Here is a 25,013-nt window from a genome sequence, read left to right on the forward strand (position 1 = left end):
GGAGGCGCACCGCGTTCTGGAGGAGGCCGACGACCCATTTCCTCCCGGACACTACCGGCTTGAGGACACGCCGCGAGGGCTCCTCATTTCCAGCAGCACCGGCAATATAGGGTTCGCCGACATCACCATCTCGGAACGGATTCCCCACGCGACCGTTTACGCGGTGATGGCCTCACCGGACCTGGACGAGTTTTTTGTTACCGTGAGACGAGGGGGTGAGGGCGTCGAAGAGTTCGCCCAGCCGCCAGATGAGTTTCCGCGTCTGCGAGTCATCAGCGACATCAAGGGCGAACATTCGCCCGAGCGGATTCTCGCGGCGCTGGGCATCCCCGCGGAGTGGTTCCGGAATGAATGACAGTTCAAACATTCACTTCCCTCACCCAGTCCTTCCGCGAGGCCCCGCGTCACCTCGCCCCGGCTGCTCCTCATCCCGCACTCGTTGACGTCAACGAGCGATGTATCCCAATGTGTGATGCTCATTGACGTCAACGAGTGGGTCCGGGGCCCGGCCTCAGTAACGCTGGCGCTTCGGTGGATGATCGATCCGGATCTGCGGTTGCGCGTTGGGATCCACCTGAGGCACGTCGGGCAGGGGCTCTCCCTCGGGTGGCATGATGGCGGTCTCGAAGCGGGGCCAGCTGATGATGACGCTGCCCTCGCCGCGGTCCACCTGATCCAACGGCGCATCGGTCATGGGGAATCCATCATACGTGGGAATCCCATACACATCCTCCCACGAACTGACGGCGGCTCCGCAGATGGGCAACCAGGTGCCGTCAGGGCGTTGGATGCGATTGAACCGGATATAGACACGCATCGGCGTGACCTTCGCCTCGCCCTCCAGGTTGAATCTCGGGCCATCATGGAACGGCTTCATGAAGGCCGTGACGGGCCCTGGCTTGACGTTGAGGGGTCCAGCCGCCTCGCGAGGCCGGGCCGATGAGGCCGGGGTGCCTGACGTCATGAAGGTGGCATAGAGGTATTCTGGCTTGAAACCCAGCTCGCGCGGGGTGGCCCGGGCCTCGGGTGGGCACCGCTCGAGGAAACCGGCCGAGTACGGACGCACGTCGGCGGTGGTGAGGGCACATCCGGCGAGCTGCACGAGCGTTGCCCCCCATGCGGCGCGCAGCGTGGCGCACCAGCGCGGCGAGGCCTCGGGCAAGGGAGGGGTGGCGGAAGGTTCCTGGCTGCGTTGGGAAGACGGCACGGGCGGTGCTCCTTGCTCGGAGAGCGCCGGCGGGGCCGGCGCGGTGGGCTCCACGTGAGGGTGCGAGTGAAGCAGCCCCCACCCTAGTCCGAGCAGTCCCAGCACGAAGGCCCACTCCACGAGAACCACCGGCCAGCGCCTCGCATGGCCCGCGCCCGCGGAGTCCCCGGACAATTCAGCGGGGCCCGGCTCCGGTTGCGGGTCCGCCGCGGCCGGAGTGCTCCCCTGCTCGGAGAGCGGCACCGACGGCACCCGCCAGGACTCCAGATGCCCCTCCTCCGCCCGCAGCCGCTCCAGTTCCTCGCGCACGGCCCGGGCACTGGCGGGGCGCTGCTCGGGCTCCTTGGCCAGCAGCCGCATGGCGAGCGCGGAGAGGGACGCGGGAACCTCGGGAGCGTGCCGCCGGGGTTCGGCGGGCGAGACGGTGAGGATGGCCGCCAGCAACTGCTCCAGCGGCAGCGCCGGGTCGAAGGGGCGCAGCCCCGTGAGCGCCTCGTAGACGAGGATGCCGATGGCGTACAGGTCCGCCTCGGGCCGGGCCTCGAAACGCGCGCCCTTCTCAAGCACCTCCTTCCCCAACAGGAAGCGGATGGCCTCGGGGGGCTGGCAGTAGAGCGTGCCCGGCGCCAGCCCCTCCGTCAGCGGGCGCGCGCACGGCAGGTGGACGGCCCCCAGGTCGATGAGGAAGGGCCAGTCATCTCCCTCACGCACCAGGATGTTGTCCGCCTTGAGGTCACGGTGGCACACGCCGCGCCCGTGCATCACCTCCAGGGCGCGCAGGATTTCGATCAGCACGCCCACCCATTGGTGGGTCGTGGCCCGCCGCTTCCAGCGCCAGTCATGGAAGGTGACACCGGGAACATGGTCCGTGACGAAGAAGGAGTAACCCGTCCGGGGGTCCGGCCATCTCCCCAGCTCATGGACGGGCAGCAGGTTGGGGTGCGAGAGGTGCTCCAGAGAGACCGCTTCCCGGCGCATCCAGCCGTCCACGCTGTCCTCGTCCGCGTCCGAGGCCGGCTGCAACGCCACCTTCATGACGTAGGGATTGCCCTCGTGCTCCACCAGGAAGAGGAGGGAGAAGCCACCAGCGCCCAGGCGGCGCACCACGAGGTACTCCCGCACGCTGTGTCCCGGACGCAGCTGGTTGGGATGCAGGGGCTTGTTCATGGCAGTGCGAGAACCGTTTCCGGCAGAGGCGAGCCCTCCACCCCCAGCAACAGGTGCGTGGTGCCTCCGGGAGGGGTGGCCACCACGGTGTGCCGCGAAACGGCTTCCCCCGAAGACGGCGGAACATGGAGCAGGGGCAACACCAGCGTGGAGCCCTCCCCCCGTGACGCCCGGAGCTGGAGCCGCGCCCAGTCCCGGGGAGATGGACTGCCATCCCAGCCAGGCCGCGAGGACAGCGTGATGAAGACGTGCGGGCCCATGCGGAGGACGGATTCCACCTCCACGTAAATCTCAGCCCGCAGGCACACCCACTTCCCTGGCTGGGCCAGCCCGACCCGGGCCCCCGGGGACGCCTGGAGGAGGCGGGCCACGTCGACCACGCCCTCCTGGCCAGCGACGGGCGCCTGGAGCCGGACGAGCCGCACCTCCCCATCCACCTCGCCGCGGCGGGTGACGAGCGCGAGCTGGAGGGAATCGCCCGGCGGCAGCGGCACGGTGAGCACCAGGCGCTCGCCCTCCGGGAGGTCCGAGGAAGGCAGGAGGATGAAGGAGCTCCCATCCACCGGGACGAGCCGGACACGCCCGTGCTCGTCCTGGAGCACCGGGCCCCCGGGGCCGAGCGGGACGTCGGTGGTGATGACGGTGGCGCTGCCCCCCGCCACGGACAGCTCGGGGAGCGCCCCGCCCACACCCGGGGCGACGTGAAGGGTGCGTCCGCGGGACACGCGCTCCACGGGCCGCTCCCGGGCGGCGGCTGGCAAGGACGAGAAGAGGAGCGGCACGAGCAGAGCCACCCAGGAGACGGAGCGCACGCGGACCCTTCGCCGTGAGGAAGGCCACGCTAACCGCGGCGGCGCCGGGCGGGCAAGCTCCAGTCCACTTCGGCGGTCATGTCCTTGAGCGTGACTTCCGGAATCTCCTGCGGTATGTACGGCCCAACCCAGGAGATACGATGAAACACCCTACCCTACGAACCTTGTTCCAGCTGTCCCTGCTGCTCCTCCCCCTGGCCGCCGGAGTGGCCTCGGCCGGGAGCAGTTGGCTGCCCGAGGGCTGGCAGCCCGAGGACCGCGAGCTCCGGCTCTACGAGCGGCCTTCCGCCTCCGAGCGCGAGGTGCGGGTGACGCGCAGGTTCCTCTCGGTGGTGGAGCTGATGGATGGGCAGGTCGATCTGGAGCGGACCACGCTGGAGGGGGCCGGAGAGCGCATCCGGCTGAAGCAACAGGACGGCAACCTGCTGCTGGTGGATGCGGTGGGGGACCTGAAGCCGGGCGAGCGCCTCCCGCTCTCGGTGGCCTACCGGGACGGCCAGCGGCTCGAGCTGACGCTGGTGCGGGGCGAGCTGCGGACGGATCTCCGCGTGCGGGTGTACCAGCGGCCTCCGCCCACGAAGGAGGAGCAGGAAACGGCACTGGTGGAGGGCCTGGCGAGCCTGGCCGTGGAGTACGAGCAGCACGAGCTGCTGAAGGGGCGGATGACGTGCTCGCCCGAGGAGGTCGAGGCGCCCCGCGTGGGCGGCAGCGGCATCCAGGAGTCGCGCTTCCGCTGCGAGCCCGTGCCGCACGAGTGCGGGTTCAAGCTGCCCTCGTGGCTGCACCGGCGGGAGTCGGCGGGCCGCCTCACCATCAATGGCCAGGAGGGAGGTGGAGGCAAGGTGGGCATGATGGGCAACAGCATCAGCTACTGGATGCCGCATCAGACGGTCGTGGTGCTCTCCGTCTTCAACATGGATCCCAAGCGGCGCTGGAGGCCGGGCGAGTACGCGCTGAGGCGGGAGGCCACCGGAGAGACGGTGCGCCTGCGCGCCATGAAGTCGGAGGTGCCCGAGGAGGGCGTGGAATTCGGTGAGGTGGGGTTGATGAGCTTCGTCATCGACACGCCCCGCTCCGGCACCGAGCGCTTCGCCCTGGAGGTGCTCGAGAAGGACGGCGGCCCGCGCAGGGTTCGCGTGGAGGGGATGACGTTCGAGGATCCCACGAAGGCACCTCCCGCCCGGTAGCACGGCCGCGCCCGGTGCGGGACCGGGCGCGGGTACCCCCTCACGGCTCAGCGCCCCTTCGCGCTCTCGCGCTGCTCGATCTGGACGATCTCGTCCACCACCTGCGGCTCGGCCAGCGTGGTGGTGTCACCCAGGCTGTCCATCTGGCCCTCGGCCACCTTGCGCAGAATCCGGCGCATGATCTTCCCCGAGCGCGTCTTCGGCAGGCCACTCACCACGCGGATGCGGTCCGGCGTGGCCAGCGGCCCGATGATGCGGCGCACCTGCTCCTTCAGCGCGCCCACCAGCTGCTCGGAGCTCAGGTCGCCCGGCTTCACCGTCACGTACGCGCAGATGCCCGTGCCCTTGATGTCGTGCGGGAAGCCCACCACCGCGGCCTCGGCCACCGCGTCGTGTGCCACCAGCGCGCTCTCGATCTCCGCCGTGCCCAACCGGTGGCCCGACACGTTCAGCACGTCATCCACGCGGCCCGTAATCCAGTAGTACCCGTCCTCGTCGCGGCGGCACCCGTCCCCCGTGAAGTACAGGCCCGGGTAGGTGGAGAAGTACGTCTCGCGGAAGCGCCGGTGGTCTCCCCAGATGGAGCGCGCCTGGCCCGGCCACGGACGCTTCAGGCACAGGTTGCCCGACACGCCATTGCCCTCGATGATGGCGCCCTTCTCGTCCACCAGCACCGGTTCGATCCCGAAGAACGGCAGGGTGGCGCTGCCGGGCTTCGCCGGCGTGGCCCCCGGGAGCGGGGTAATCAGGATGCCGCCCGTCTCCGTCTGCCACCACGTGTCCACCACGTCGCAGCGGCCCTCGCCCGGCACGTCGTGGTACCAGCGCCACACCTCGGGGTTGATGGGCTCGCCCACGCTGCCCAGAATCCGCAGGCTCTTGCGCGACGTCTTCTTCACCCACTCATCGCCCTCGCGGATGAGCGAGCGCAGCGCCGTGGGCGACGTGTAGAGGATGGTCGCCTTCAGGTCATCCACCACCTGCCACATGCGGCTGGCGTCCGGGTACATCGGCGTGGACTCGAAGATGACCGTCGTCACGCCGTTCACCAGCGGGCCATAAATCAGGTAGCTGTGGCCGGTGATCCACCCCACGTCCGCGGTGCAGAAGTAGACGTCGTCCGGGCGGATGTCGAAGACGTACTCGTGCGTCATCGACGCGTAGATGATGTAGCCGGCGGTGGTGTGCATCACGCCCTTGGGCTTGCCGGTGCTGCCCGAGGTGTAGAGGATGAAGAGCGGATCCTCGCTGGACATCCACTCCACCGGACAGGTGGAGCGGTGCTTCTGCATCTCGTCCTCGAGCACCAGGTCACGGCCCTGCTTCATGGGCACGGCCTTGTTCGTGCGGCGGCTGACGAGCACCGTCTCCACCTGGGTGAGGCCCTCGAGCGCCTGGTCCACGATGGACTTGAGCGCCACGGCCTTGGGACCGCGCGGCGCCTCGTTGGCGGTGACGACGATGCGAGCCCCCGAGTCGAGGATGCGGTCGCGCAGGGACTCGGCCGAGAAGCCGGCGAACACCACCGAGTGCACCGCGCCGATGCGCGCGCACGCCAGCATGGTGTAGGCCACCATGGGCGTCATGGGCATGTAGATGCAGACGCGGTCGCCCTTGCGCACCCCATGGGCCTTGAGCACGTTGGCCACGCGCGCCACCTGGTGCTTGAGCTCGCGGTACGTCACGTGCTGGTACTGCCCCGGCTCGTTGGCGGCCCAGATGATGGCCGTCTTGTCCGGCTGCGTGTGCATGTGCCGGTCCACCGCGTTGTGGCAGACGTTGAGCTTGCCCCCGCCGTACCAGGAGAAGTCCACCTCCTCCATGTCCACGTCCAGCACGTTGGAGGGCGGGTGGAACCATTCAATCCGCCTGGCCTGCTCGCCCCAGAAGCCCGCGGGGTCCTCCAGGCTCTGCCGGTAGAGTCGGCGGTACTCCTCGAGGCTCTTCACGCGGGCGCGCGCGGTGATGGGCTCCTTGGGCGCAACAAGCATGGTCTCTCCCAGGGGATGGAATGGGTGCTGGTCCTGTGCCTACAACGCAAGCGCCATGCCCTGCTCGGAATTCGCGTCCTTCCGATAGGTTGCGAACTGGACGCACTGCGTCGAGACGTCACGCGTGGAAACGAGCGTTACCTTCCGTAACGTGCCCGCGACGCCCCGGGCCACCCCCCGCTGATTTGAGGGGGTTGGCGGGAGCGGGATAGCGTGGGGGCCGGCTCCACTCCGACATGCCCCCCCCCAAGAATCTCCATGCCTTCGTGGTCCTCGGAGGGCTTCCCTTCGCCCTCGCCCTCGGAGGACTGCTGTACTTCGTCACCGGCCATCCGAATGACGCGGCGGGCTGGGCCGTGCTGCTGCTGGGCACCCCGCCCCTGCTGTGGGTGACGCGGTACGTCTACTGGTTCCTGGGCGAGTCCCGGCCCGACCAGGAGCGCACCCGCTTCCTCTCCCTGCTCGCCGAGGGAGACCTCACCCACCCCACCCACGCGCGCATGGGGGACCAGCGAGAGGTGCGCCGGCTGCTCATCTCCCTGCGCCGGGCGCTCAGCCAGGTGCAGCGGATGACGGGCAACGTGCGCCGCACCTGCCAGGGCGTGTCCGAGGAGGTGCGGGCCCTGCTGGAGGCCGCGCGCCGCCAGGGGAGCGCGGTGGAGCGCTCCCGCGAGTCGACGGCCAGCATGGGCCAGAGCCTCCAGGCCGCGGGCAAGCGGGTGGCGCAGCTGGAGACCTTCACGCGCGAGACGAAGGGCTCGCTGATGGAGATGACGGAGCGGCTCGGGCAGGTGGCCGAGGCCCTGCTCGCGCTGGACGAGTTCTCGCACCGCACCACGCAGCAGGTGCAGGCCATGAGCGAGCGGCTGCACCACATCGCCTCCTCGGGTGACGAGCTGGCGCGCTTCGCCAGCGAGGCGGAGGCCTTCGTCCAGGTGGTGCACACCGGCATCGACGCCGTGCGCCACCGGGCCTCGGAGACCAACCAGCTGGCCCACGCGGTGACGGCCACCGCCGAGCGCGGCGCGGTGCTCGTCAACGACTGCGTCCAGGGCATGTACCGGGTGGAGGAGACGGTCCGCAAGGCCGCCGAGCTGGTGGACTCGCTCGGCGTCCGCTCCACGCAGATCGGCCGCATCGTGGACGTCATCCAGGAGATCGCGGACCAGACGAACCTGCTGGCGCTCAACGCGGCCATCATCGCCGCGCAGGCCGGTGAGCAGGGCCGCCCCTTCGGCGTGGTGGCCGATGAGATCCGCGGACTGGCCGAGCGCACCGCGCGCTCCACGCGGGAGATCGCCACCATGGTGGGTGGCATCCGGCGGGAGGTGGACACGACGGTGTCCCTGGTGAAGGAAGGGCGCGAGCAGGCCAGCACGGGCGTGCAGCTGGGAGACCGGGCGGCCGAGGCGCTGAGGGAGATCCGCACCATCACCCAGCGCACCTTCTCGGCGGTGGAGGCGACGCTGGCCGAGACGAAGCGGCTGGAGGCGCAGGGCTCCACGGTGGTGGAGGCCAGCCACCGGGTGGCGCGGCGCGTGGACGACGTGACGCGGGCGGCCATGGAGCAGTCGGGGCACGGGCGCGAGCTGGTGCACCAGACGCAGCAGATGGCGAAGCTGGCGCAGGAGGCCTCGCAGAAGGCGGAGGGCCAGGCGCGCACGGGCCGGGACTTGTCCAGCGCGGTGGTGCGGTTGAGCACGGCCATCGAGGAGATCCGCGCGGCGCACAACGTGCTGATGCGCGGGGACGCGGCCATCGGCGAGGAGGTGGCGCGGGTGCGCGAGGACGCGCTGCAGGTCATCCGCATCGGCGACGGACTGAGCCGCACGGTGGAGCAGCTGGCGCACGAGGCGGCCAGCCTGGATGGCGAGGTGTTCCGCTTCCGCCTCCCGGAGCCGAAGGCGGGCGGCACGCTGCACGTGGGCGTCCACCAGACGTCCCTGCTCAACGCGGTGGGGCGGTTGGATCCCCTCTTCAGCGTGGAGATCCAACTCGCGGAGCTGTGCGCCTGCGTCTTCTCCAACCTGCTGCGGCTGGAGGACGGCGTGCTGGTGCCGGAGCTGGCCGAGCGCTGGGAGACGGACCCCTCGGCGCGCCGCTACCGCTTCCACCTGCGCCAGGACGTCACCTTCCATGACGGGACGCCCCTGACGGCCCGCATCGTGAAGCGCCACCTCGAGCGGCTCCTGGACCCGGCGGAGAAGTCGCCGGACCTCGGGCTGCTGGGAGACGTGGAGGGCGCCCGCGCGTTCGCGGAGGGCCACATCCGCGAGGTGGCGGGCCTCGAGGTGCTGAACGACCAGACGCTGGAGATCCGGCTGGAGGAGCCCAAGGCCTTCTTCCTCCAGCTGCTGGCGCAGTCCTCCACGGGCGTGGCGAAGCTGGACTCCCACGGACAGGTGGTGGGAACGGGTCCCTTCCGGCAGGTGGAGATCGGACAGGAGCGCATCGTGCTCGAGCGCAACCCCACCTACTGGCGCGAGGGGCTGCCGCTGCTGGACCGGCTGGAGTTCCACCTTCTGGACTCGCGCGAGGACTGCATCACCGCGCTGCGCCAGGAGAAGGTGGAGTTCGTCTCCTACCTGCACGCCACGCACGTGAGGGAGCCCGAGCAGGAGGGGCTCCAGGTGGCCACGGGTGTCACGCCGTCCACGTCCCTGCTGGGCTTCGGCCTGCACGAGCCGCCGTTCAACGACGCGCGGGTGCGCAAGGCGCTCCGGGCGGGGCTGGACGTACAGGCCCTGGTGGACCACTTCTACAAGGGGGCCCGGCTGGCGAACACGCTGACCCCCCCGGAGCTGCTGGGCGAAGGAGTCGTGCTGCCCGAGCCGCACCAGAACCTCGATCTGGCCGAGCGGCTGCTGCACGAGGCCGGGGTGCGGCGGTTGCGCGTGACGCTGTACCAGACGGCGGGGCGGGACACGTCGGCCGAGGACAAGCTCCTCTTCCGGCCGATGGTGGAGGCGGGGCTGGTGGAGCTCGAGCACGTGGACCTGGAGGCGGAGGCGTTCTCGGCCCGGCGGCGCGAGGGGCGGCTGCCCGTCTTCCGGTTGCACTGGATCTCCGACTTCCCGGACCCGGACAACTTCCTCTACTTCCTGCTCAACTCGCGGGCGCAGAAGCTGTACGTGCTGAACTACCGCAACGAGGAGCTGGACAAGCTCACGGCGGAGGCGCGCATCACCATCGACCCCGAGCGGCGCAAGCAGCTCTACCGGCGCGCGGAGAAGCTCACCCACGAGGACTGTGCCGTCATTCCCCTCTTCCACCCGCGCGTGCACGCGGCGGCGAGCGGCCGGGTGCAGGGACTGCGGCTGCACCAGACGCCGCCCCAGGTGCGCTACGAGGAGCTGTGGCTGGACAAGTCGGGGGAGGCGGACCCGGAATGAACCTCCCGGCCCGCGGGGCCGGCTCAGAGCACCTTGCGGAAGGCGTACAGGAACCGCTCGAAGAGCTTCTGCCAGAGGGGGCGGCGGCGGAACTCGGCCAGGTCCACCTCGCGGCAGCTCCGGCAGTCGCCGCGGAAGGACTCCTCCAGGCTGCGCCCCAGCCGCGGGTCCGCGAAGACGGCGTTCACCTCGTGGTTGAAGAGCAGCGAGCGCCGCTCGAGGTTGAACGAGCCGATGGTGCCCCACACCCCGTCCACCACGGCCGTCTTCGCGTGGAGCACGCAACGCTCCCACTCGAAGATGCGGACGCCCGCGGTGAGCAGCTTCTCGTAGAAGGCGCGCGTGGCGTGCACCAGCCAGGGATGGTCGCTCTTCGCGTTGAGCAGCAGGCTCACCTCCACCCCGCGCTGGGCCGCCTCGCGCAGCACGGCCACCAGCTTCCGGTCCGGAATGAAGTAGGCCGCCGCCACCAGCACGCTGCGCCGCGCGCGGGAGATGGCATGCAGGTAGGCGCGGTGGATGCCGCGGCGGCTGGAGAGCACCGCCAGGCTCACGTCTCCGCGCCGGCGCAACCTGGCCGCGCGCCTCTGCCTCCGCGTCTCCCGCCAGGAGCGGAACCTGTCCTGGAAGGCCATGCGCCAGGTGGCCACGAAGCGGCGCTCCAGCTCGTACACCGCCGGCCCTTCCACGCGCAGCACGTCGTCGCGCCACGCACCGCCCTCCCCCTCGGGCGCCCAGTGCGCGGAGATGTTCACCCCGCCGATGAAGGCCACCTCGCCGTCCACCGCGAGAATCTTCCGGTGATCCCTCCGCAACAGGTGGCGCAGGCCACGGCCAAAACTGCTGATGGGCTTGAAGGGGCGGATGTCCACGCCGCGCGCGCGCAGGGCCTCGAAGAAACCGCGCCGGCTCGTCCAGGAGCCCAGCGCGTCGTAGAGCACCTTCACGTGCACGCCCCGCTCGGCCGCCTCCGCCAGCGCCTCGCCGAACAGCTCCCCCACCGCGTCGGAGATGAACATGTACGTCTCGAGGTGGACGTAGCGGCGCGCGCTCCGGATGGCCGTCAGCATCGCCGGGTAGGCCTCCACCCCGTCGCGCAGCAGCTGGCAGCCATTGCCCCGGAGCACCGCGTGCGAGCGCGGCAGGTAGTACCGGGCGAGCAGCGCGGAGGAGACGTGGGGACTCCACACCGGCTCATGGGCGGGCAGGCAGCCAGCCTCCTGCCTGGGTGCTTCCTCCGCCGGGTCCTCTGACACCGAGCCGATGCCCACCTCCTGCTCACGCATGGTGGGCCAAGGGTGGGAATGACCCCGCCGTCCGGCAACCGGTCCGCCCGGGGCCCGGGGCAATCCCCCGAGCGCCCCGGACGTCACCCGCCGGACATGCGGCTACAGCCCCAGGTTCGCGCGGCGGACCTCCGCCATGCGGGCGCAGCGCTGGTCGTACTCACCCGGGAAGTACTCGCGCGTGTGGTCCAACGTGGCCGAGGCCGCCTGCCAGTTGTTCTGGTTGACGTACCCCTCCACCTCCAGCATCAGCTTGGCGCAGACACGGTCCAGCTCCGTCTGCGTGTCCTTCACGCGCTCGCGCGCCTCGTAATAGAGGTCCGGCTTGGGCTCGGGGTGGGCCTCCAGCAGCAGCCACGCCTCGCGGAAGGACTTCCACGCCTCGTAGCGGTTGCGCGCACCCACCTCCTTGTTCTCCATGTTCTTGGCGCCGCGCTTGTACGCCTTGCGCGCCTCCTCGACGAGCTGCTCGGGCGGCATCTCCGGCAACAGCACCTTCTCCAGCCAGATGTTCCAGATGCGCCACTCGTCCTCGCCGGGCGGGTTCTTCGTGTTGTCGAAGGTGATGCGGTTGACCTCGCCCTTCTTCAGCTGCGCCGAGGAGATCATCATCTCCAGCACGCGATCCTGGCTGGCCAGCGTGTCCGGAGGCACCTTGCCCAGGTCCACGCCGTTGATCGTCACCACCACCTCGCCCTCGGAGATGCCCTGCGCCTGGAAGTGCACGATGGCCAGGGCCCGGGTGGCGGCGGTGTACTCCCACTCGAAGATCTTCTGGTCCTTGTTCTCCCACATGACGCCATCGCCGTAACCGAAGGAGTCATCGATGGGCGCGGCGCCGATGACGGTGGGCTCGGGGCCGCGCGCCACCTTGGACTCGCCGCCGAGCACCAGCCAGTACACCAGGCCCACCAGGCCCAGCGCCGTCACCACCCCCAGGGCGATGATGCCGTTGCGCACGAGGAGACTCGCGTCCGCCCAGAAGAGCCGGGCCTGCGCCACCAGGCCCGGAGACTCACGCCGGATGCGGGCACGCTCGGCGGCGGACAGCCCGCCTCCCCCCTGACCCGCCGGAGCGGAACGGGCCACCGCGTTGGCCGTCGTGGGACGACGGGGCGGGGCCGCGGGAGCCGACGCCGGAGCACGCGCCAGGGCGCCGGGCCCGGCGGCCGGAGCATTGGGACGGGTGGAGGTGCGCAGGGCCTGGATGGGGCGGGTGGTGTTGAGCCGCGCCTCCTCCAGCTCCTCCTCGTTGGCGCCCTCGGGCGCCAGGGCGGCGCCCCGGTTGCGCTGGCGCGCCACGTTGTCCACGGACACGATGCGCGTGCTGTCGGCGCTCACCCCGCCCGCGTCCGTGACGATGTCCGCCGCCACCGGCCGGAAGACGAAGACCACCGGCCCGAGCGACAGCTGATCGCCCTCCGCCAGCGGCTGCTTCTCCTTCACCAGCTTGCCATTGAGCTGCGTGCCGTTGGAGCTGCCCAGGTCCTCGACGAAGTACTGGCCCCCTTCGACGAAGATGCGGCAGTGGCGGCGGGAGATGCCCGCGTCGTACAGGACGACGTCACACTCGGTGACGCGGCCGATGAGGACGGAGTCCTGCTCGAACTCGAACTCCTTCCCGGCCTCCTTGCCCTCGGCGATCGTCAGCTGAAAGCTCATGAAAACCTCAGACTCCTAGCACGGCCTTCGCCGCACGGGCCACGGCCGCACGGGCCGTAGCGGGCTCGAGCACCTCGGCCTCGCCGCCGAACGATAGCACCCACTGGGTCAACCAGCGCTCGTTGTCACCCGCCACCCGGACCTCGACGCCTCCATCCGCGAGCAGGCGAGCGTCCTCGCCGAAGCGCTCCCGGACGTACGGGGCCACCAGCTTGGAGAAGCGCACCCGGACGGCCGCGTTGGTCCGCGCCGGGTTGGGCACCTCGGCCCGGGCTCCCTCGCGCGGCTGGAAAGTTGCGTCGGTGACGGCCAGGTTCTGCATCCGGTCCACCCGGAAGAGCCGATCGTCCTGGCGGTTGAGGTCCCACGCCTGGAGGTACCACTGGCCCCGGTGGCTGAGCAGCTCGTGCGGCCGCACCCGGCGCGACTCGAGCCCGCCCCGGCCCGGGGTGGCGTAGTCGAAGGACACCTCGCGCCGCTCGTGGATGGCCATGGTCAGCGGCCCCAGCGCCTGCGGAGCCTCCAGCGCGGCGTCGATCTTCCGGTACATCTCCCGGAAGCGCTCGCCCGCGCCCGGAGGCAGCACGCCCTCCAGCTTCTCCACCGCGCTGCGCAGCGCATCGCCCGCCGCCGGACGCAGCAGCTCCGCCGAGGCGGCCAGCGCCGAGGCCTCGCCCACCGTCAGCCGCGGCGGCGCGGACAGGCGCTGGTCGAGGTCCACGTAGACGCGGTCGTTCTCGACGTAGATGTCGATGTAGTCGTCCGGGTTGAAGGGAGGCCGGCCCACGCAGGTGAGCAGATCCAGGTCCTCCAGCAGGTGCTCCCGGCTGACGTTGAGGGCGCGCGCCAGCTCCTCCACGGAGATGCCGGGGCGCGAGGAGACGAAGGGAACGAGGAACAGCAGACGGCGAAGACGCTCGTGCACGCTCATGCCGCCACCTCCTCACGGGGCGAGTGCTTCTCGAGAATCCGCGAGGCCATGTCCTTCACCCGCTGCCGGGCATCCTCGGGCGCCTCCACGCGGCACTCCGCCCCCAGCTGCAGGCAGAAGCGCAGCAGTCCATCCAGGAACGTCACCGGCAGCTCCACCCGCACGCCCTCGCCGTCCTCGGCCGGGGCCACGGTGGCACCCGGGAAGAGCGAGGGGCCACGGGTCAGCAGCTCGCCGGTGAGGCGCAGGCGCGCGTTCACGCTCTCGTGGAAGCGGTGCTGCCAGGGGTAGCTGGCCACGTGGTTGTCGAAGGCGAAGCCCTCGGGCACCTCGAAGTCCGGGGTGCGCGGCCGGGCGGTGTTCGCCTTGAGCGAGCGGATGCGGTGCACGTGGAAGGTGCGCACGCCCTGGCGCAGGTGGCAGTAGCCCACCAGCGTCCAGATGCCCCGGCGCAGCACCAGTCCATACGGGTCCACCTTGCGGTCCGTGAGGTCCGGCCGCTTGGGCGAGGCGTAGGACATCTGCACCCACTTGTGCGAGGCGCACGCCTCCCAGAGCGACTCCAGGTGCGCGGCGAGCTGCGGCCCGTCCTGCTCCGAGCCCAGCTCCATGCGCACGCGCGGGGTGGGCAGCGCGTTGCCCGCGAAGAAGCCGATCTTCCGCAGCGCGTGCGACAGGTCGTCGCGGCCGGGGAAGGCCCCGGACGTCAGCGCGGCGCTGCCCGCGGCGTAGAGGACGGCCAGCTCCTCCTTGGTGAGGTCCACCTCGGGCAGGTAGTAGGCGTCGCGGTCGACGATGTAGCCGTCCTTCCGCTCGTCATCTCCCTGGGTGTAGGTGAGGGGGAAGCCCAGCTCGAGCAGCTCCGCCTTGTCGCGCTCGAACTTGCGTTCGGCGGCGTCATCGGAGATGCCCATGTAGTCGGCGGGGAAGTGCTCACGCAGCTCCGCCCAGGAGATCGGTTCCCGAGCATCCAGGAACAGCGCGACGAGATCGAGGAGGCGTTCGGTACGGTCCATCGGAAGGTTTTCGACAATGCGCAAAAGCGTCAGGCCGGGTCAAGGCAGGGAGCCGTGACAACGGACGAACGTCCGCTCACGCTCCGTGTGATCGTGGATCTACCCGGAGGAACAGGACCTGAACAGCTTTTTGCTGAACGCACGTCCAGGTGTGCTCATGAACGAGCGGAACCGACCCGTGGGTGGGCGAGCAGGCGTTCGCGGCAACCGGGCTCGCGAACGGCGGGCAACTGGGATATTCCTTGGAATCGACGGCGTTATGCCTGATCGGGGCGGGCTCGTCTGGCCGCACGCACTGCGAGGACCCACATGACGCGCTCCACCCTCATCAAGAAGGCATGGCTCGGGCTGGCGCTGGTGGGACTGGCCTGCATCGCGGCGGTGCCCACGCAGGCGCAGGCCGAGCCGCTGTACTTCGCCCTGGAGGTCCGGCGCGAGGGACGGCTGGTGGCCCAGCCCAAGCTGCTCGGAGAGACGGGCCGCACGGTGCGCGCCGAGCGCCGCAAGCCGGGCGCGAGCCAGCCGGACTACCGCCTGGTGCTCACCCCCACGGCCGAGGGGGAGACGTTCCACCTGGAGCTGGACTTGATGCTGCCGGAGCTCAAGGGGCACTCGGAGCTGGCGCTGCTGCACGGGCAGGAGCGCCGGGTGCAGCTGGGCCGCTACCCGGGCGACCTGGAGGTCTCGCTGCTGCTCATGAAGGTGGACTCGCCCGAGTTCCGCGCGCTGATGGACCTGAGCGAGGACGCCGCCGTGGGTGGCTCCGGCCGTCCCATCTAGGCGGCCCCTACAGCACCGCCAGGTCATCGCGGTGCACGGCCTCGTCGAGGTACCGGTAGCCGAGCACGGACTCGATATCGGCGCTCTTGAGGCCAGCGATGCGCCGCAGCTCCCCATCCTCATAGGCGCTGAGGCCGCGGGCGAACACCTGCCCCTGCTCGTCGACGAGGTCCACGGGGTCCCCCCGGCCGAAGTCCCCCTCCACCCCGCGGATGCCCGAGGGCAGCAGGCTGCGCTTCCCACCGACCACGGCGTCGCGCGCCCCGGTGTCCACCACCAGCTTCCCCTTCGGCTTGAGCGCATGGGCGATCCACGCCATGCGGGCGCTGCGCCGGGAGCCGGAGGTCTCGAAGAGGGTGCCCACGGGCTCGCCGGACAGCACGGAGCGCAGGCGGCCGGGCACGGCCCCCGAGGTGATGAGGCAGCGCACGCCGAGCTCGGTGACGCGGGCGGCGGCGCGAATCTTGGTGGCCATCCCCCCGGTGCCCACGAGCGAGCCGGAGCCGCCGGCCAGGGCGAGCAGCTCGGGGGTGACGGCGTCCACCTGGGGGAGCAGGCGGGCGTTGGGGTCCTTGCGGGGGTCGGCGGTGTAGAGGCCCTCCACGTCCGAGAGGACGACGAGCACATCCGCCTCCACCACGCCCGCCACCAGGGCGGCCAGGGTGTCGTTGTCACCGAACTTGAGCTCGTCCACGGAGACGGTGTCGTTCTCGTTGATGACGGGCACCACCTGGGCCTCGATGAGGCGCTCCAGCGCGTGCTTCACGTTGAGGTAGCGCCGCCGGTCCTGCACGTCCCCATGGGTGAGGAGCACCTGGGCCACCCGCCGGTCCGCCTTGCCGAAGGCCTCCTCGTACGCCTGCATCAGCCGGCTCTGGCCCACCGCCGCGCAGGCCTGCTTGCCGGGAATGTCCTTGGGACGCGCGGGCAGCCCCAGCCGCTCCACCCCCAGGGCGATGGCCCCACTGGACACCACCACCAGCTCCCGGCCCTGGGCCGCCCACAACAGGTCCTCGCCCAGCGCCTCGAAGTGGGCCCGGTTGAAGCGCCCCGTGGCACTCGTGAGGGCGTTGGTCCCGATCTTCACCACCACGCGCCGAGCGGCGCGCACCGCGTCTCGTCCGGAAGAGGTCACACCTCCAGGTTATGCCATCCCAGGTGTCAGGAGGGACCCCCGAATCCGGTCCATCCCGGAAGGAGCCGCCGCCCAGGCGTGTTGTATGAGGTCGGGCATTCGGGAACCCCGGAGGTGAATCCGGAGCCGAAGGCACCTATCCTCAAGAAGTGACAAGGGACAGGTCGACGGCGTGGCGCGGGCGCCCTTCCCTCCGCGCGGGAGAAGGACACTTTTGAAGGAAATCTACGGAAACACCCTCGGACTCAAGGCCAGCGAGCAGAGCCGGTTGCGCAACACCTACCGCCGCCGCGTCTCGCCGCATGAGATCGTCTCCCCCGAGCTCGCCCGTCACCTCACCGAGCTCTCCCGCGAAACCCACCGCCAGATCGGCGTCCTGCTCAACCGCAAGGGCGAGATCGAGTACGTGGTGGTCGGCAACGCCCACAAGCTGGAGCTGCCCGACATCGGCCGTGCCCGCGCCGGACAGGTGCGTCTGCGCGGTCTGCGCCTGGTGCACACCCACCTCAAGAGCGAGCCGCTCACCAAGGACGACCTGACGGACCTCGCGCTGCTGCGCCTGGACATGGTCGCCGCCGTGGGCGTGGGCGACTCCGGTCTGCCCGGCGTGCTGCACTACGCGCACCTGGTGCCCGAGAACGGCACCGGGGACTTCTGGAGCGTCACCACCCTGCCGGACATCCACGACGGCCAGCCGGATGTGCTCGACACGCTGGAAGCCCTCGAGGAGGAGCTCAACCGCAAGGCCGCCGCGCGCACCGTCTCGGGCCGCGACAAGGCCATCCTCGTGGCCGTGTGCCTCAACGGCAACCGCGCCCAGGCCGAGGCCAGCCTCGCCGAGCTCAAGGAGCTCGCGCGCACCGCGGGCGTCGAGGTCATCGACAGCGTCCTCCAGATGCGCCGCGAGGCCGACCCCCGCTACCTCATCGGCCGCGGCAAGCTCGAGGACCTCAACCTGCGCTCCATGCAGGCCATGGCGGACGTCCTCATCTTCGACAAGGACCTCACCCCCTCCCAGGGCCGCCACATCAGCGAGGCCACCAGCCTCAAGGTGATCGACCGCAGCCAGCTCATCCTCGACATCTTCGCCCAGCGGGCGCAGAGCGCCGAGGGCAAGCTCCAGGTCGAGCTGGCCCAGCTCAAGTACCGCCTGCCCCGCCTGGTGCAGAGCGACACCTCCCTGAGCCGTCTGGCCGGTGGTATCGGCGGACGCGGCCCCGGTGAGACGAAGCTCGAAATCGACCGCCGCCGCGCGCGCGATCGCATCAACCACCTGGAGAAGCGCATCGACGCCCTCTCCCGGGAGCGCGAGGTCCGCCGGGCGCAGCGCAACCGCCGGGAGCTGCCCGTCATCTCCATCGTGGGCTACACCAACGCGGGCAAGTCCACGCTCCTCAACGCCATCACCGGCTCCGAGGTGCTCGCGGAGAACAAGCTGTTCGCCACGTTGGACCCCACCAGCCGCCGGCTGCGCTTCCCCCAGGAGCGCGAGGTCATCATCACCGACACGGTGGGTTTCATCCGGGATCTGCCCAAGGACCTGGTGGCCGCCTTCCGCGCCACGCTCGAGGAGCTGTACGACGCGGACCTGCTGCTGCACGTGGTGGACGCGAGCGATCCGTCCCGCGACGAGCAGGTGCAGGCCGTGGAGAACATCCTCGACTCGCTGGAGCTGCTGCAGAAGCCGCGCCTCATGGTGTGGAACAAGGCGGACCTGCTCGGCCCGGACCAGGTGGGCTCGCTGCTGCGCACCGCCGGGGGCGTGGCCATCAGCGCCGCGAGCCGCGAGGGCCTGGCCGCCCTGCTGGCCAAGGCGGACACCACCCTCTTCGCCGAGGGCGCCTCGCGCAACCTCGGCGTCGTCACCGAGGACGCGTCGCACACCCGTGGAACCCACGGGTTGGCCGTCCTCCCCTCGGAGGAGCCGCTCGAGGCCCCCGAGGAGGCCGAGGAGGCCGAGGAGGCCGAGCAGAACCTCGGGGCGGCGTAGCACCGGGGCCAGGGGTTGCGGGCAGGCACCGGGGCCTTCTACAGTCCCGGTGCCGTGCTCATGCCCTCCCTCTTGTCTTCGTCCCTGCTGGCGCAGGTCGTCATCCCCGGCGTCGGAGCGAGCCTCGAAAAGCCCGCCTCGTCGGTGGACCCCAACTACTTCGAGCTGCTCGAGCGCAACAGCCACATCGTCTACCCGGCCCTGGCCATGGTGGTGCTGGGGCTCATCACCGCCGCCATCCTCCAGGCCGCCAGGGCCCAGGACATGGATGGGGCCGTGAAGGCCGAGTTCAAGAAGCTCATCGTCGACGAGCTGCGCCGCTACCCGGCCGGCCTGGAGACGCCCGCCCTCGCGGCGGCCACCGGCCTGGACCGCAGCAAGCTGGTGCGGCTGTTGGACCAGATGCAGCAGGATGGCGTGCTCATCTCGCACACCACCACCCAGCGCCAGACCGTGTGGCGCGTGAAGGGCATCGGCGGCGCCGCCTCCTGAGCGCCGCCCCGCTCCCTCACACCAGCTCGGACTTGGGCTGGCGCGTCATCAGCTCCACCACCGCCGCGCGGGCGCTCTTGCCCTCGTAGGCGATGGCGTACACCTGATCGCAGATGGGCAGCTCCACCCCCACCTTGCGCGACAGGTCGCGCGCGCTCTTCGCCGTCTTCACGCCCTCGGCCACCTGCTTCATGTCGCCCAGAATCTCCTCGAGCGAGCGGCCCCGGCCCAGCTCCATGCCCACGTGCCGGTTGCGGCTGAGCTCGCCGGTGCAGGTGAGCACCAGGTCCCCCATGCCGGACAGCCCCGAGAGCGTGAGCGGATTGCCGCCCTTGCGCACCGCCAGGCGCGTAATCTCCGCCAGGCCGCGGGTGATGATGGCCGCGCGGGCGTTGTGGCCCATGCCCAGCCCATCCGCGATGCCGGCGGCGATGGCGATGACGTTCTTCAGCGCGCCGCCGTACTGCACCCCCACCACGTCATTGGAGGTGTAGGAGCGGAACGTCTCCGTCTGCAGCGCCTTCTGGCAGCGCACGGCCACCTTGTCCCAGTGCGAGGCGATGGTGACGACGGTGGGCATGCGCTGGGCCAGCTCCTTGGCGAAGCTGGGGCCGGAGAGCACGGCGATGTAGGGGTGGTGCTCCTCCGGCAGGCAGTCCTCGAGCAGCTCCGTCATGGTGAGGAGCGTCTCGTTTTCGATTCCCTTGGCCACCGTGACGATGGGCGCGTGCCTGGGCAGGTAGGGCAGCGCGTGGGAGACGACCTCGCGCGTGGCATGGCTGGGGGTGGCCAGCACCACCAGCTCCGCGCCCTCCAGCGCCGTCTTCAGGTCCGTGGTGGCCTGGACGCGAGGGGAGATGGGGATGCCGGGGAGGTAACCGGAATTCTCGTGGCGGGTGTTGATGGCGTCGGCGAGGGCGGCGTCCCGGCCCCACAGGCCCACCTGCTCGCAATTGACGGCGAGCACGTTGGCGAGGGCGGTACCGAAGGAGCCGGAGCCGATGACACTGGCGCGCATGGGACGATTCTCCCGGGGAACGAGGGGAGGCGCAGCTTAGACCACACCCCACCCGGGAACGAGGCCTCCCCTCAGGCAGGCGGGCGGCGCAGCGTCCGCCAGCGGGCAGGCCAGCACTTCCCCGTGGCCACGTGGGGGGCGGGCCTCTACCATCCGCCGCTTCACGGGTATGCGCACACAAGGGAGCCAGGGATGAGGGTCGGATGGGGCGCGGGAGTGGTGCTGGCACTGGCGCTCGGCGCATGCCGCTCACGGAGCGCGGGCACGCCGGACGCGGGCGCGCTGCCTCCCCCGGGCGCCCTCACCTGCGAGGGCCTCGTCACCCCCGAGATTCGCGACGCCCTGCCCGGCTTCACCTTCAAGGAGGAGCGGACGTGCCCCACCTGCGGGCCCCTCTGCACCTTCCGCTCCCCGGAGCCGGAGCAGAAGGACGTCACCGTCTCCATCGCCTACGACTGCCACCAGCTCCCCGACGAGCAGGACGTGCGCACCCTGCTCGCCCCCACCCTGCGCGCCGGGGGCATGGAGATCCCCGCGCTCGGCAAGGCCGCCGCCCGCCGCGAGCCCGTGCCCGGCATGATGCAAGTCGTGGCCTGGGACGATGACACCCCGTGCGGCGTCGTCGTCACCTGGCTGGGCAAGAACAGGGATCGCGCCCCCGAGCTCGCCCGCACCACGCTCTTCGGCATCACCCGCGAGCGCCTCGAGCAGGCCGCCACGCCGCCCGCCATCGGCGGCTCCACGCCGGACGCCGGCCCGGAGTCCGACGCGGGCGCCCCGTAACGCGCCGCGTCCCCCAACGAAGTCGAGCACCCGGCTCCCAGGGGAGGTAAAGGAGAGCGGCCGTGCCGAGCCCGCAACCCTCCGTCATCCTCAGCTTCCGGCGCACCTTCGCGCTGCTCATCGTCCTGGTGGTGCTGCCCTCGGCCGGACTCTCCGGCTTCGGCGTGGTGGCCATCATCAACGAGCGCGCCGCCGTGGAGAAGCGGCTGGAGGCCGCCTGGCAGGGCACGCTCGAGACGCTCACCGAGGACCTGCCCGCGATGCTGCGGGCCTCGCGCTTCGAGCTCGTGGACGGCCAGCCCCGCGTGATGGCCTCCCGGGGGCGGCTCCTGTCCACCCCCGTCTTCTTCCGCGTGGAGGGCAAGCAGGTGAGCTCCCCCGACACGGAGCTCGCCGCCGCCCTGCAGGCCACCCCGTTCTCCGCCGGAGACTTCCCCTCCGGCACCTCGTACTTCTCCCTCATGGTGGGCGGACGCGCCGCGCTCTTCGCCGCCGAGCGCCTGGGCGACGTGGTGTACGGCGTCCGGCTCTCCCAGGAGGCCCTGGAGTCCCTGCTCGCCGAGCGCGCCGAGGTCCAGGTGACGTCCAGCGAGCCCGTGCGCTTCGTCCTGCTCGCCCGCCAGGAGGCCACCGGCGAGGGCCTCATGGGCAAGCTCGCCCTGGAGGTGGCCCAGGCCCGCGCCAACGCGCTCGGGCCCCAGGTGCTCGCCGAGCAGGTGCTGCCCCCTCCCCTCCAGGACTTCCGGCTCGCCGTGGTGCCCACCGGGGAGGATCCCGTCGCCCGCGCCTCCACCCGCAACCGCGTGGTGTACGTGGTGCTGCTCGGCCTCTTCTACGTCACCCTCACCTTCGGCGTCGTCTACACCGGCCGCGTCCTCTACCGCGAGGCCCGGCTCTCGCGCATGAAGACGGACTTCGTCTCCCTGGTGAGCCACGAGCTGCGCACCCCCGTCACCTCCATCCGCATGTTCATCGAGACGCTCGCCCTGGGCCGCGTGAAGGACCCCGCCCAGACGCAGCAGGTGCTGCAGATGCTCACCCAGGAGACGGAGCGGCTGAGCACCCTCGTCGAGCGCGTGCTGGACTGGGCCCGCATCGAGAGCGGCCGCAAGGTGTACCACCCGGAAGTCCTGCCCGTGCCCACCGTGGTGGACGCCGCCGTGTCCGCCTTCCGCGCCCAGCGCCTGGAGGGCGATCTGCGGCTCTCCGTGGACCTGCCCGAGCAGCTCCCCCCGGTGCAGGTGGACAAGGAGGCCATCTCCGGTGCCCTGCTCAACCTCCTGCACAATGCCTACAAGTACAGCAAGGAGGACAAGCGCATCTCCCTCACCGTCCGCGCCCGCCGCAAGTGGGTGGACCTCACCGTGGAGGACCACGGCGTGGGCATCGCGCCGCGGGACAGGCGGCGCATCTTCGAGCGCTTCTATCGAGTCGACAATCTGCTCACCCGCGAGACGGAGGGCAGTGGGTTGGGACTGGCCATCGCCAAGCACATCGTGGAGGCTCACGGCGGGCGCATCACCCTGAAGAGCGCGCTGGGCAAGGGCAGCCGCTTCACCATCCACCTCCCGGTGGGGAAGTCATGAGCGACAAGCCAACACGCATCCTGGTGGTGGAGGACGACCTGGCCATCCTCACCGGCCTGTCCATGAACCTCAACTTCGAGGGCTACGAGGTCCTCCAGGCCCAGGACGGCCGCCAGGGTCTGGCCCGCGCCCTCGACGAGTCGCCGGACCTGTTGGTGCTCGACGTCATGCTGCCCGAGCTCAACGGCTTCGAGCTCCTCAAGGAGCTGCGCCAGCGCGGCCGCGACATCCCCGTGGTGGTGCTCAGCGCCAAGGGCGCGGAGATGGATAAAATCCTCGGCCTCAACCTGGGCGCGGACGACTACGTGGTGAAGCCCTTCGGCCTCCAGGAGCTGCTCGCGCGCATCAAGGCCGTGCTGCGCCGCCGCTACCCCGCCCAGGGACAGCCCCCCACCGTGGGCTTCGGCGACGTGCAGGTGGACCTGAGCGCCAAGACCGTCACCCGCGGCGGACAGCCCGTGGAGCTCACCGCCCAGGAGTTCAAGCTGCTGGCCCACTTCCTCGCGCACCCCGGCCGCACCTTCAGCCGCGAGGAGCTGCTCAGCGCCGCCTGGGGCTACGGCTACGAGGGCAGCGCCCGCACCGTGGACAACTTCATGCGCCAGCTCCGGCTCAAGCTGGAGCCGGACCCCGAGGAGCCCAGGCACTTCCTCACCGTGCGCGGGCTCGGCTACCGCTTCGAGCGCTGAGGCCCCCCATGCTCCGCCGACGCTCCCTCTTGCCGTGGCGGGCCTGGCTCGGCGCCCTGGGCTTGTGGGCCGCCCTCCCGGGAAGCGCCCGCGCGACGGAGACGGATCAGTACTTCGCCATCGACAAGCCGCCTCGCGACTCCCTGGACGTCCTCAACGAGAAGATCAACCGGGACATCCTCGGCGCCCTGGCGCTCGTCAACCGGCGCGCGAGCTGGGACCAGTACTCGTGCCAGGACGTCGCCCACCGCGTCTACCAGCGCTTCCGCATCTCGGGCCTCCATAAAATCGAGCTCTGGGCGGAGAACTCCCCCCGCATCGACCGCGTGCCCTCCAAGAAGGACCATGCGCGCTTCGAGAAGCACTTCTCCCTCTACCGCAACGAGCGCCTCTGGGACTGGGGCCTCTCCTTCGGCATCAAGGCGACCTTCACCGTCGCCGGTGTCCACATGGGCGCCGACAAGCTCTCCCACTTCTTCCAGTCCGGATGGAAGTACCACCAGCGCTACCGTGAGCTGATGCGGGAGGGCGTCCCCGAACGCGAGGCGCTCGAGCAACTGGTCCGCTACGGCGCGCGGACGGAGCACGGCACCCTGGGCTTCGTGACGACGGGCGTCTTCTCGTTCGCCGATCTCGAGGCCAACTACCAGGGCTTCCTCTTCTACCGGAGCCTCTGCCAGGACGAGGACCCCCGGCTGCTGAAGACGCCCGAGGGATGGCGGCTGACGCGGCCCTTCGACTGGCGCGAGTACGTCTCGCCCCAGCTCGACGAGACCGTCAACAACTCCGCGTTCGTCCCCCAGCGCTGGGAAGAGGTCCGCGCCAACCTGCGGCGGGACTACTGCCCCCGGCTCGACAGCGAGAGCTTCCTGGAGCACTACCGCGCCTCCGCGCGCTACCCGCGGAAACCCGATGACTTCAACCTCCGCTACGTCCGGGAGTTGATCGCCCGGGGAGAGCTCCCTCGTCAGCAGGACTTCTCCATCTGGGCGGCCTGTGGCCGGAGCCCGCCGGACTTCTCCCCGCTGGCTCCAGAGCGCACGCCGGAGGCGCTCCCCGTCCCAGCACCCCGCTACGAGGCCCCGCGTTTCGACGAGGCCCTCCTGCGGCCCGTGTTCGAGCTCGGCGGAGGTGGATTCCGGAACGTCGGCTCCGCGTGGAACGCCCTGCTCCGCACCCGCTTCCTGCTCCACGAGACCGTGGTGCCGGAGGATACGTGGGACGCCGTGCGGACCCCGGAGTACCTGCTCTGGGCCTCGCTCGACGGGCACCTCGCCCTGGGCTCCGGCCCGGCGGGCGTCACCATTCCGTATGCCGACCTCCGCTTCACCCCCGTCCAACGCCGCTTCGAGCTGAACAACGCGGCCACCGGCGAGGAGCTGGCCGTCGGGGTGGTCCTGCTCCCCATGCGTTTCACGCGCTTTCTCGCGCTCGACCGGAGCTTCGGCGCCGAGTCCTCCGTCATCGGCGTGCGCGGACGGCTGGGACGGCGCTTCGGTGAACGGCAGCGGGCGGGCGTGTTCGCGGCCCTCGCCCTGAATTCGCCCGGCTACAAGGCGGCGCTCCACCCGTCCGACGGGCACGCCTTCCAGGGAGTGCATGCCACCACCCTGGCGGTGGAGACCGGCGCGGAGCTGCGGCTCGGAACGCAGCTCCGGCTCGGACTCGTCCTCGGCGGCAGCGCGGGGCTCGGCCTCGGGTGGGACCTCGGCGGCGATGGGTTCTCCGCCCCCTCGGACCTCGGGGCCTACGCCGAGGCCCAGGTGGACGTGACGCGCTTCTCCCGCTTCTTCGTCCGCGGCCAGCTCGAGGCCTTCCACGAGCCCGGGCGGGACCGGCTCCTGTCCACCCCCATGCTGCTCGGCGGCGCCACCTTCAGGTACTGAGCC

The 25,013-nt window shown here is 70.6% G+C and carries 19 protein-coding genes; 10 read left to right on the top strand and 9 right to left on the bottom strand.

All coding sequences use genetic code 11. The annotated features are described in order from the left end of the window. The coding region (locus tag AC16DP_RS33155) for a hypothetical protein (RefSeq protein WP_483956918.1) at nt 1-355 on the top strand (355 nt) is incomplete at its 5' end. 156 nt (nt 356-511) lie between these two features. Here AC16DP_RS33155 and AC16DP_RS33160 read toward each other — a convergent pair. Both AC16DP_RS33160 and AC16DP_RS33165 read right to left on the bottom strand, forming a co-directional pair. Continuing rightward, nucleotides 512-2,374, bottom strand: a complete 1,863-nt coding sequence (locus AC16DP_RS33160) for a serine/threonine protein kinase (RefSeq protein WP_329730464.1) — start codon at nt 2,372-2,374, stop codon at nt 512-514. Continuing rightward, nucleotides 2,371-3,186, bottom strand: a complete 816-nt coding sequence (locus AC16DP_RS33165) for a DUF2381 family protein (protein ID WP_329730465.1) — start codon at nt 3,184-3,186, stop codon at nt 2,371-2,373. Before AC16DP_RS33165 ends, AC16DP_RS33160 begins: the two co-directional genes overlap by 4 nt. 140 nt (nt 3,187-3,326) lie before the next feature. Between AC16DP_RS33165 and AC16DP_RS33170 the strand changes: the two genes are divergently transcribed. After that, nucleotides 3,327-4,373, top strand: a complete 1,047-nt coding sequence (locus AC16DP_RS33170) for a DUF2381 family protein (RefSeq protein WP_329730466.1) — start codon at nt 3,327-3,329, stop codon at nt 4,371-4,373. A 47-nt stretch (nt 4,374-4,420) separates the two neighbouring features. On the opposite strand, the gene acs is transcribed toward AC16DP_RS33170, so the two are convergent. After that, on the bottom strand, nt 4,421-6,364 hold the full coding sequence (gene acs, locus AC16DP_RS33175) for an acetate--CoA ligase (protein WP_329730467.1): 1,944 nt from the start codon (nt 6,362-6,364) through the stop codon (nt 4,421-4,423). A 236-nt stretch (nt 6,365-6,600) separates the two neighbouring features. Here acs and AC16DP_RS33180 point away from each other — a divergent pair, with 236 nt between their 5' ends. Beyond that, entirely contained in the window at nt 6,601-9,756 is a 3,156-nt protein-coding gene (locus AC16DP_RS33180; protein ID WP_483956919.1) for an ABC transporter substrate-binding protein, read from the top strand. Nucleotides 9,757-9,779: 23 nt separating this feature from the next. Here AC16DP_RS33180 and AC16DP_RS33185 read toward each other — a convergent pair whose 3' ends face one another. From AC16DP_RS33185 to AC16DP_RS33200, 4 genes are all read right to left on the bottom strand, one after another. Next, a complete protein-coding gene (locus tag AC16DP_RS33185) occupies nt 9,780-11,042 on the bottom strand; it encodes a phospholipase D-like domain-containing protein (protein WP_329727807.1) in 1,263 nt (420 codons plus the stop codon). Nucleotides 11,043-11,144: 102 nt separating this feature from the next. Beyond that, entirely contained in the window at nt 11,145-12,704 is a 1,560-nt protein-coding gene (locus tag AC16DP_RS33190) for an FHA domain-containing protein (protein WP_329727808.1), read from the bottom strand. A 7-nt stretch (nt 12,705-12,711) separates the two neighbouring features. Further along, on the bottom strand, nt 12,712-13,635 hold the full coding sequence (locus tag AC16DP_RS33195; protein ID WP_329727809.1) for a helix-turn-helix transcriptional regulator: 924 nt from the start codon (nt 13,633-13,635) through the stop codon (nt 12,712-12,714). Further along, nucleotides 13,632-14,651 carry a helix-turn-helix transcriptional regulator gene (locus AC16DP_RS33200; RefSeq protein WP_329727810.1) on the bottom strand — a complete coding sequence of 340 codons (1,020 nt, stop codon included), beginning with the start codon at nt 14,649-14,651 and terminating at the stop codon, nt 13,632-13,634. Before AC16DP_RS33200 ends, AC16DP_RS33195 begins: the two co-directional genes overlap by 4 nt. A gap of 309 nt (nt 14,652-14,960) precedes the next feature. Between AC16DP_RS33200 and AC16DP_RS33205 the strand changes: the two genes are divergently transcribed. Continuing rightward, nucleotides 14,961-15,431 (top strand): hypothetical protein, encoded by a 471-nt coding sequence (locus tag AC16DP_RS33205; RefSeq protein WP_329727811.1) that lies wholly within the window; start codon nt 14,961-14,963, stop codon nt 15,429-15,431. Between the two features lie 7 nt (nt 15,432-15,438). On the opposite strand, the gene proB is transcribed toward AC16DP_RS33205, so the two are convergent. Next, nucleotides 15,439-16,566, bottom strand: a complete 1,128-nt coding sequence (gene proB, locus AC16DP_RS33210) for a glutamate 5-kinase (protein WP_329727812.1) — start codon at nt 16,564-16,566, stop codon at nt 15,439-15,441. A gap of 214 nt (nt 16,567-16,780) precedes the next feature. Here proB and hflX point away from each other — a divergent pair, with 214 nt between their 5' ends. Both hflX and AC16DP_RS33220 read left to right on the top strand, forming a co-directional pair. Then, on the top strand, nt 16,781-18,556 hold the full coding sequence (gene hflX, locus AC16DP_RS33215) for a GTPase HflX (protein WP_329727813.1): 1,776 nt from the start codon (nt 16,781-16,783) through the stop codon (nt 18,554-18,556). 60 nt (nt 18,557-18,616) lie between these two features. Next, a complete protein-coding gene (locus AC16DP_RS33220; RefSeq protein WP_329727814.1) occupies nt 18,617-19,048 on the top strand; it encodes a hypothetical protein in 432 nt (143 codons plus the stop codon). A gap of 16 nt (nt 19,049-19,064) precedes the next feature. Here AC16DP_RS33220 and AC16DP_RS33225 read toward each other — a convergent pair whose 3' ends face one another. Further along, entirely contained in the window at nt 19,065-20,066 is a 1,002-nt protein-coding gene (locus AC16DP_RS33225; protein WP_329727815.1) for an NAD(P)H-dependent glycerol-3-phosphate dehydrogenase, read from the bottom strand. Between the two features lie 192 nt (nt 20,067-20,258). On the opposite strand from AC16DP_RS33225, the gene AC16DP_RS33230 reads away from it, so the two are divergent. From AC16DP_RS33230 to AC16DP_RS33245, 4 genes are all read left to right on the top strand, one after another. Further along, nucleotides 20,259-20,849: a hypothetical protein gene (locus tag AC16DP_RS33230; RefSeq protein ID WP_329727816.1), complete on the top strand. Its 591-nt coding sequence runs from the start codon at nt 20,259-20,261 to the stop codon at nt 20,847-20,849. A 62-nt stretch (nt 20,850-20,911) separates the two neighbouring features. Further along, nucleotides 20,912-22,435 carry a sensor histidine kinase gene (locus AC16DP_RS33235; RefSeq protein WP_329727817.1) on the top strand — a complete coding sequence of 508 codons (1,524 nt, stop codon included), beginning with the start codon at nt 20,912-20,914 and terminating at the stop codon, nt 22,433-22,435. Beyond that, nucleotides 22,432-23,124, top strand: coding sequence for a response regulator transcription factor (locus tag AC16DP_RS33240; RefSeq protein ID WP_329727818.1), 693 nt, complete (start codon nt 22,432-22,434; stop codon nt 23,122-23,124). Before AC16DP_RS33235 ends, AC16DP_RS33240 begins: the two co-directional genes overlap by 4 nt. Before the next feature lie 8 nt (nt 23,125-23,132). Then, nucleotides 23,133-25,010 (top strand): hypothetical protein, encoded by a 1,878-nt coding sequence (locus AC16DP_RS33245; protein WP_329727819.1) that lies wholly within the window; start codon nt 23,133-23,135, stop codon nt 25,008-25,010. Nucleotides 25,011-25,013 lie beyond the last annotated feature (3 nt).

Source organism: Archangium sp., from assembly GCF_057119385.1.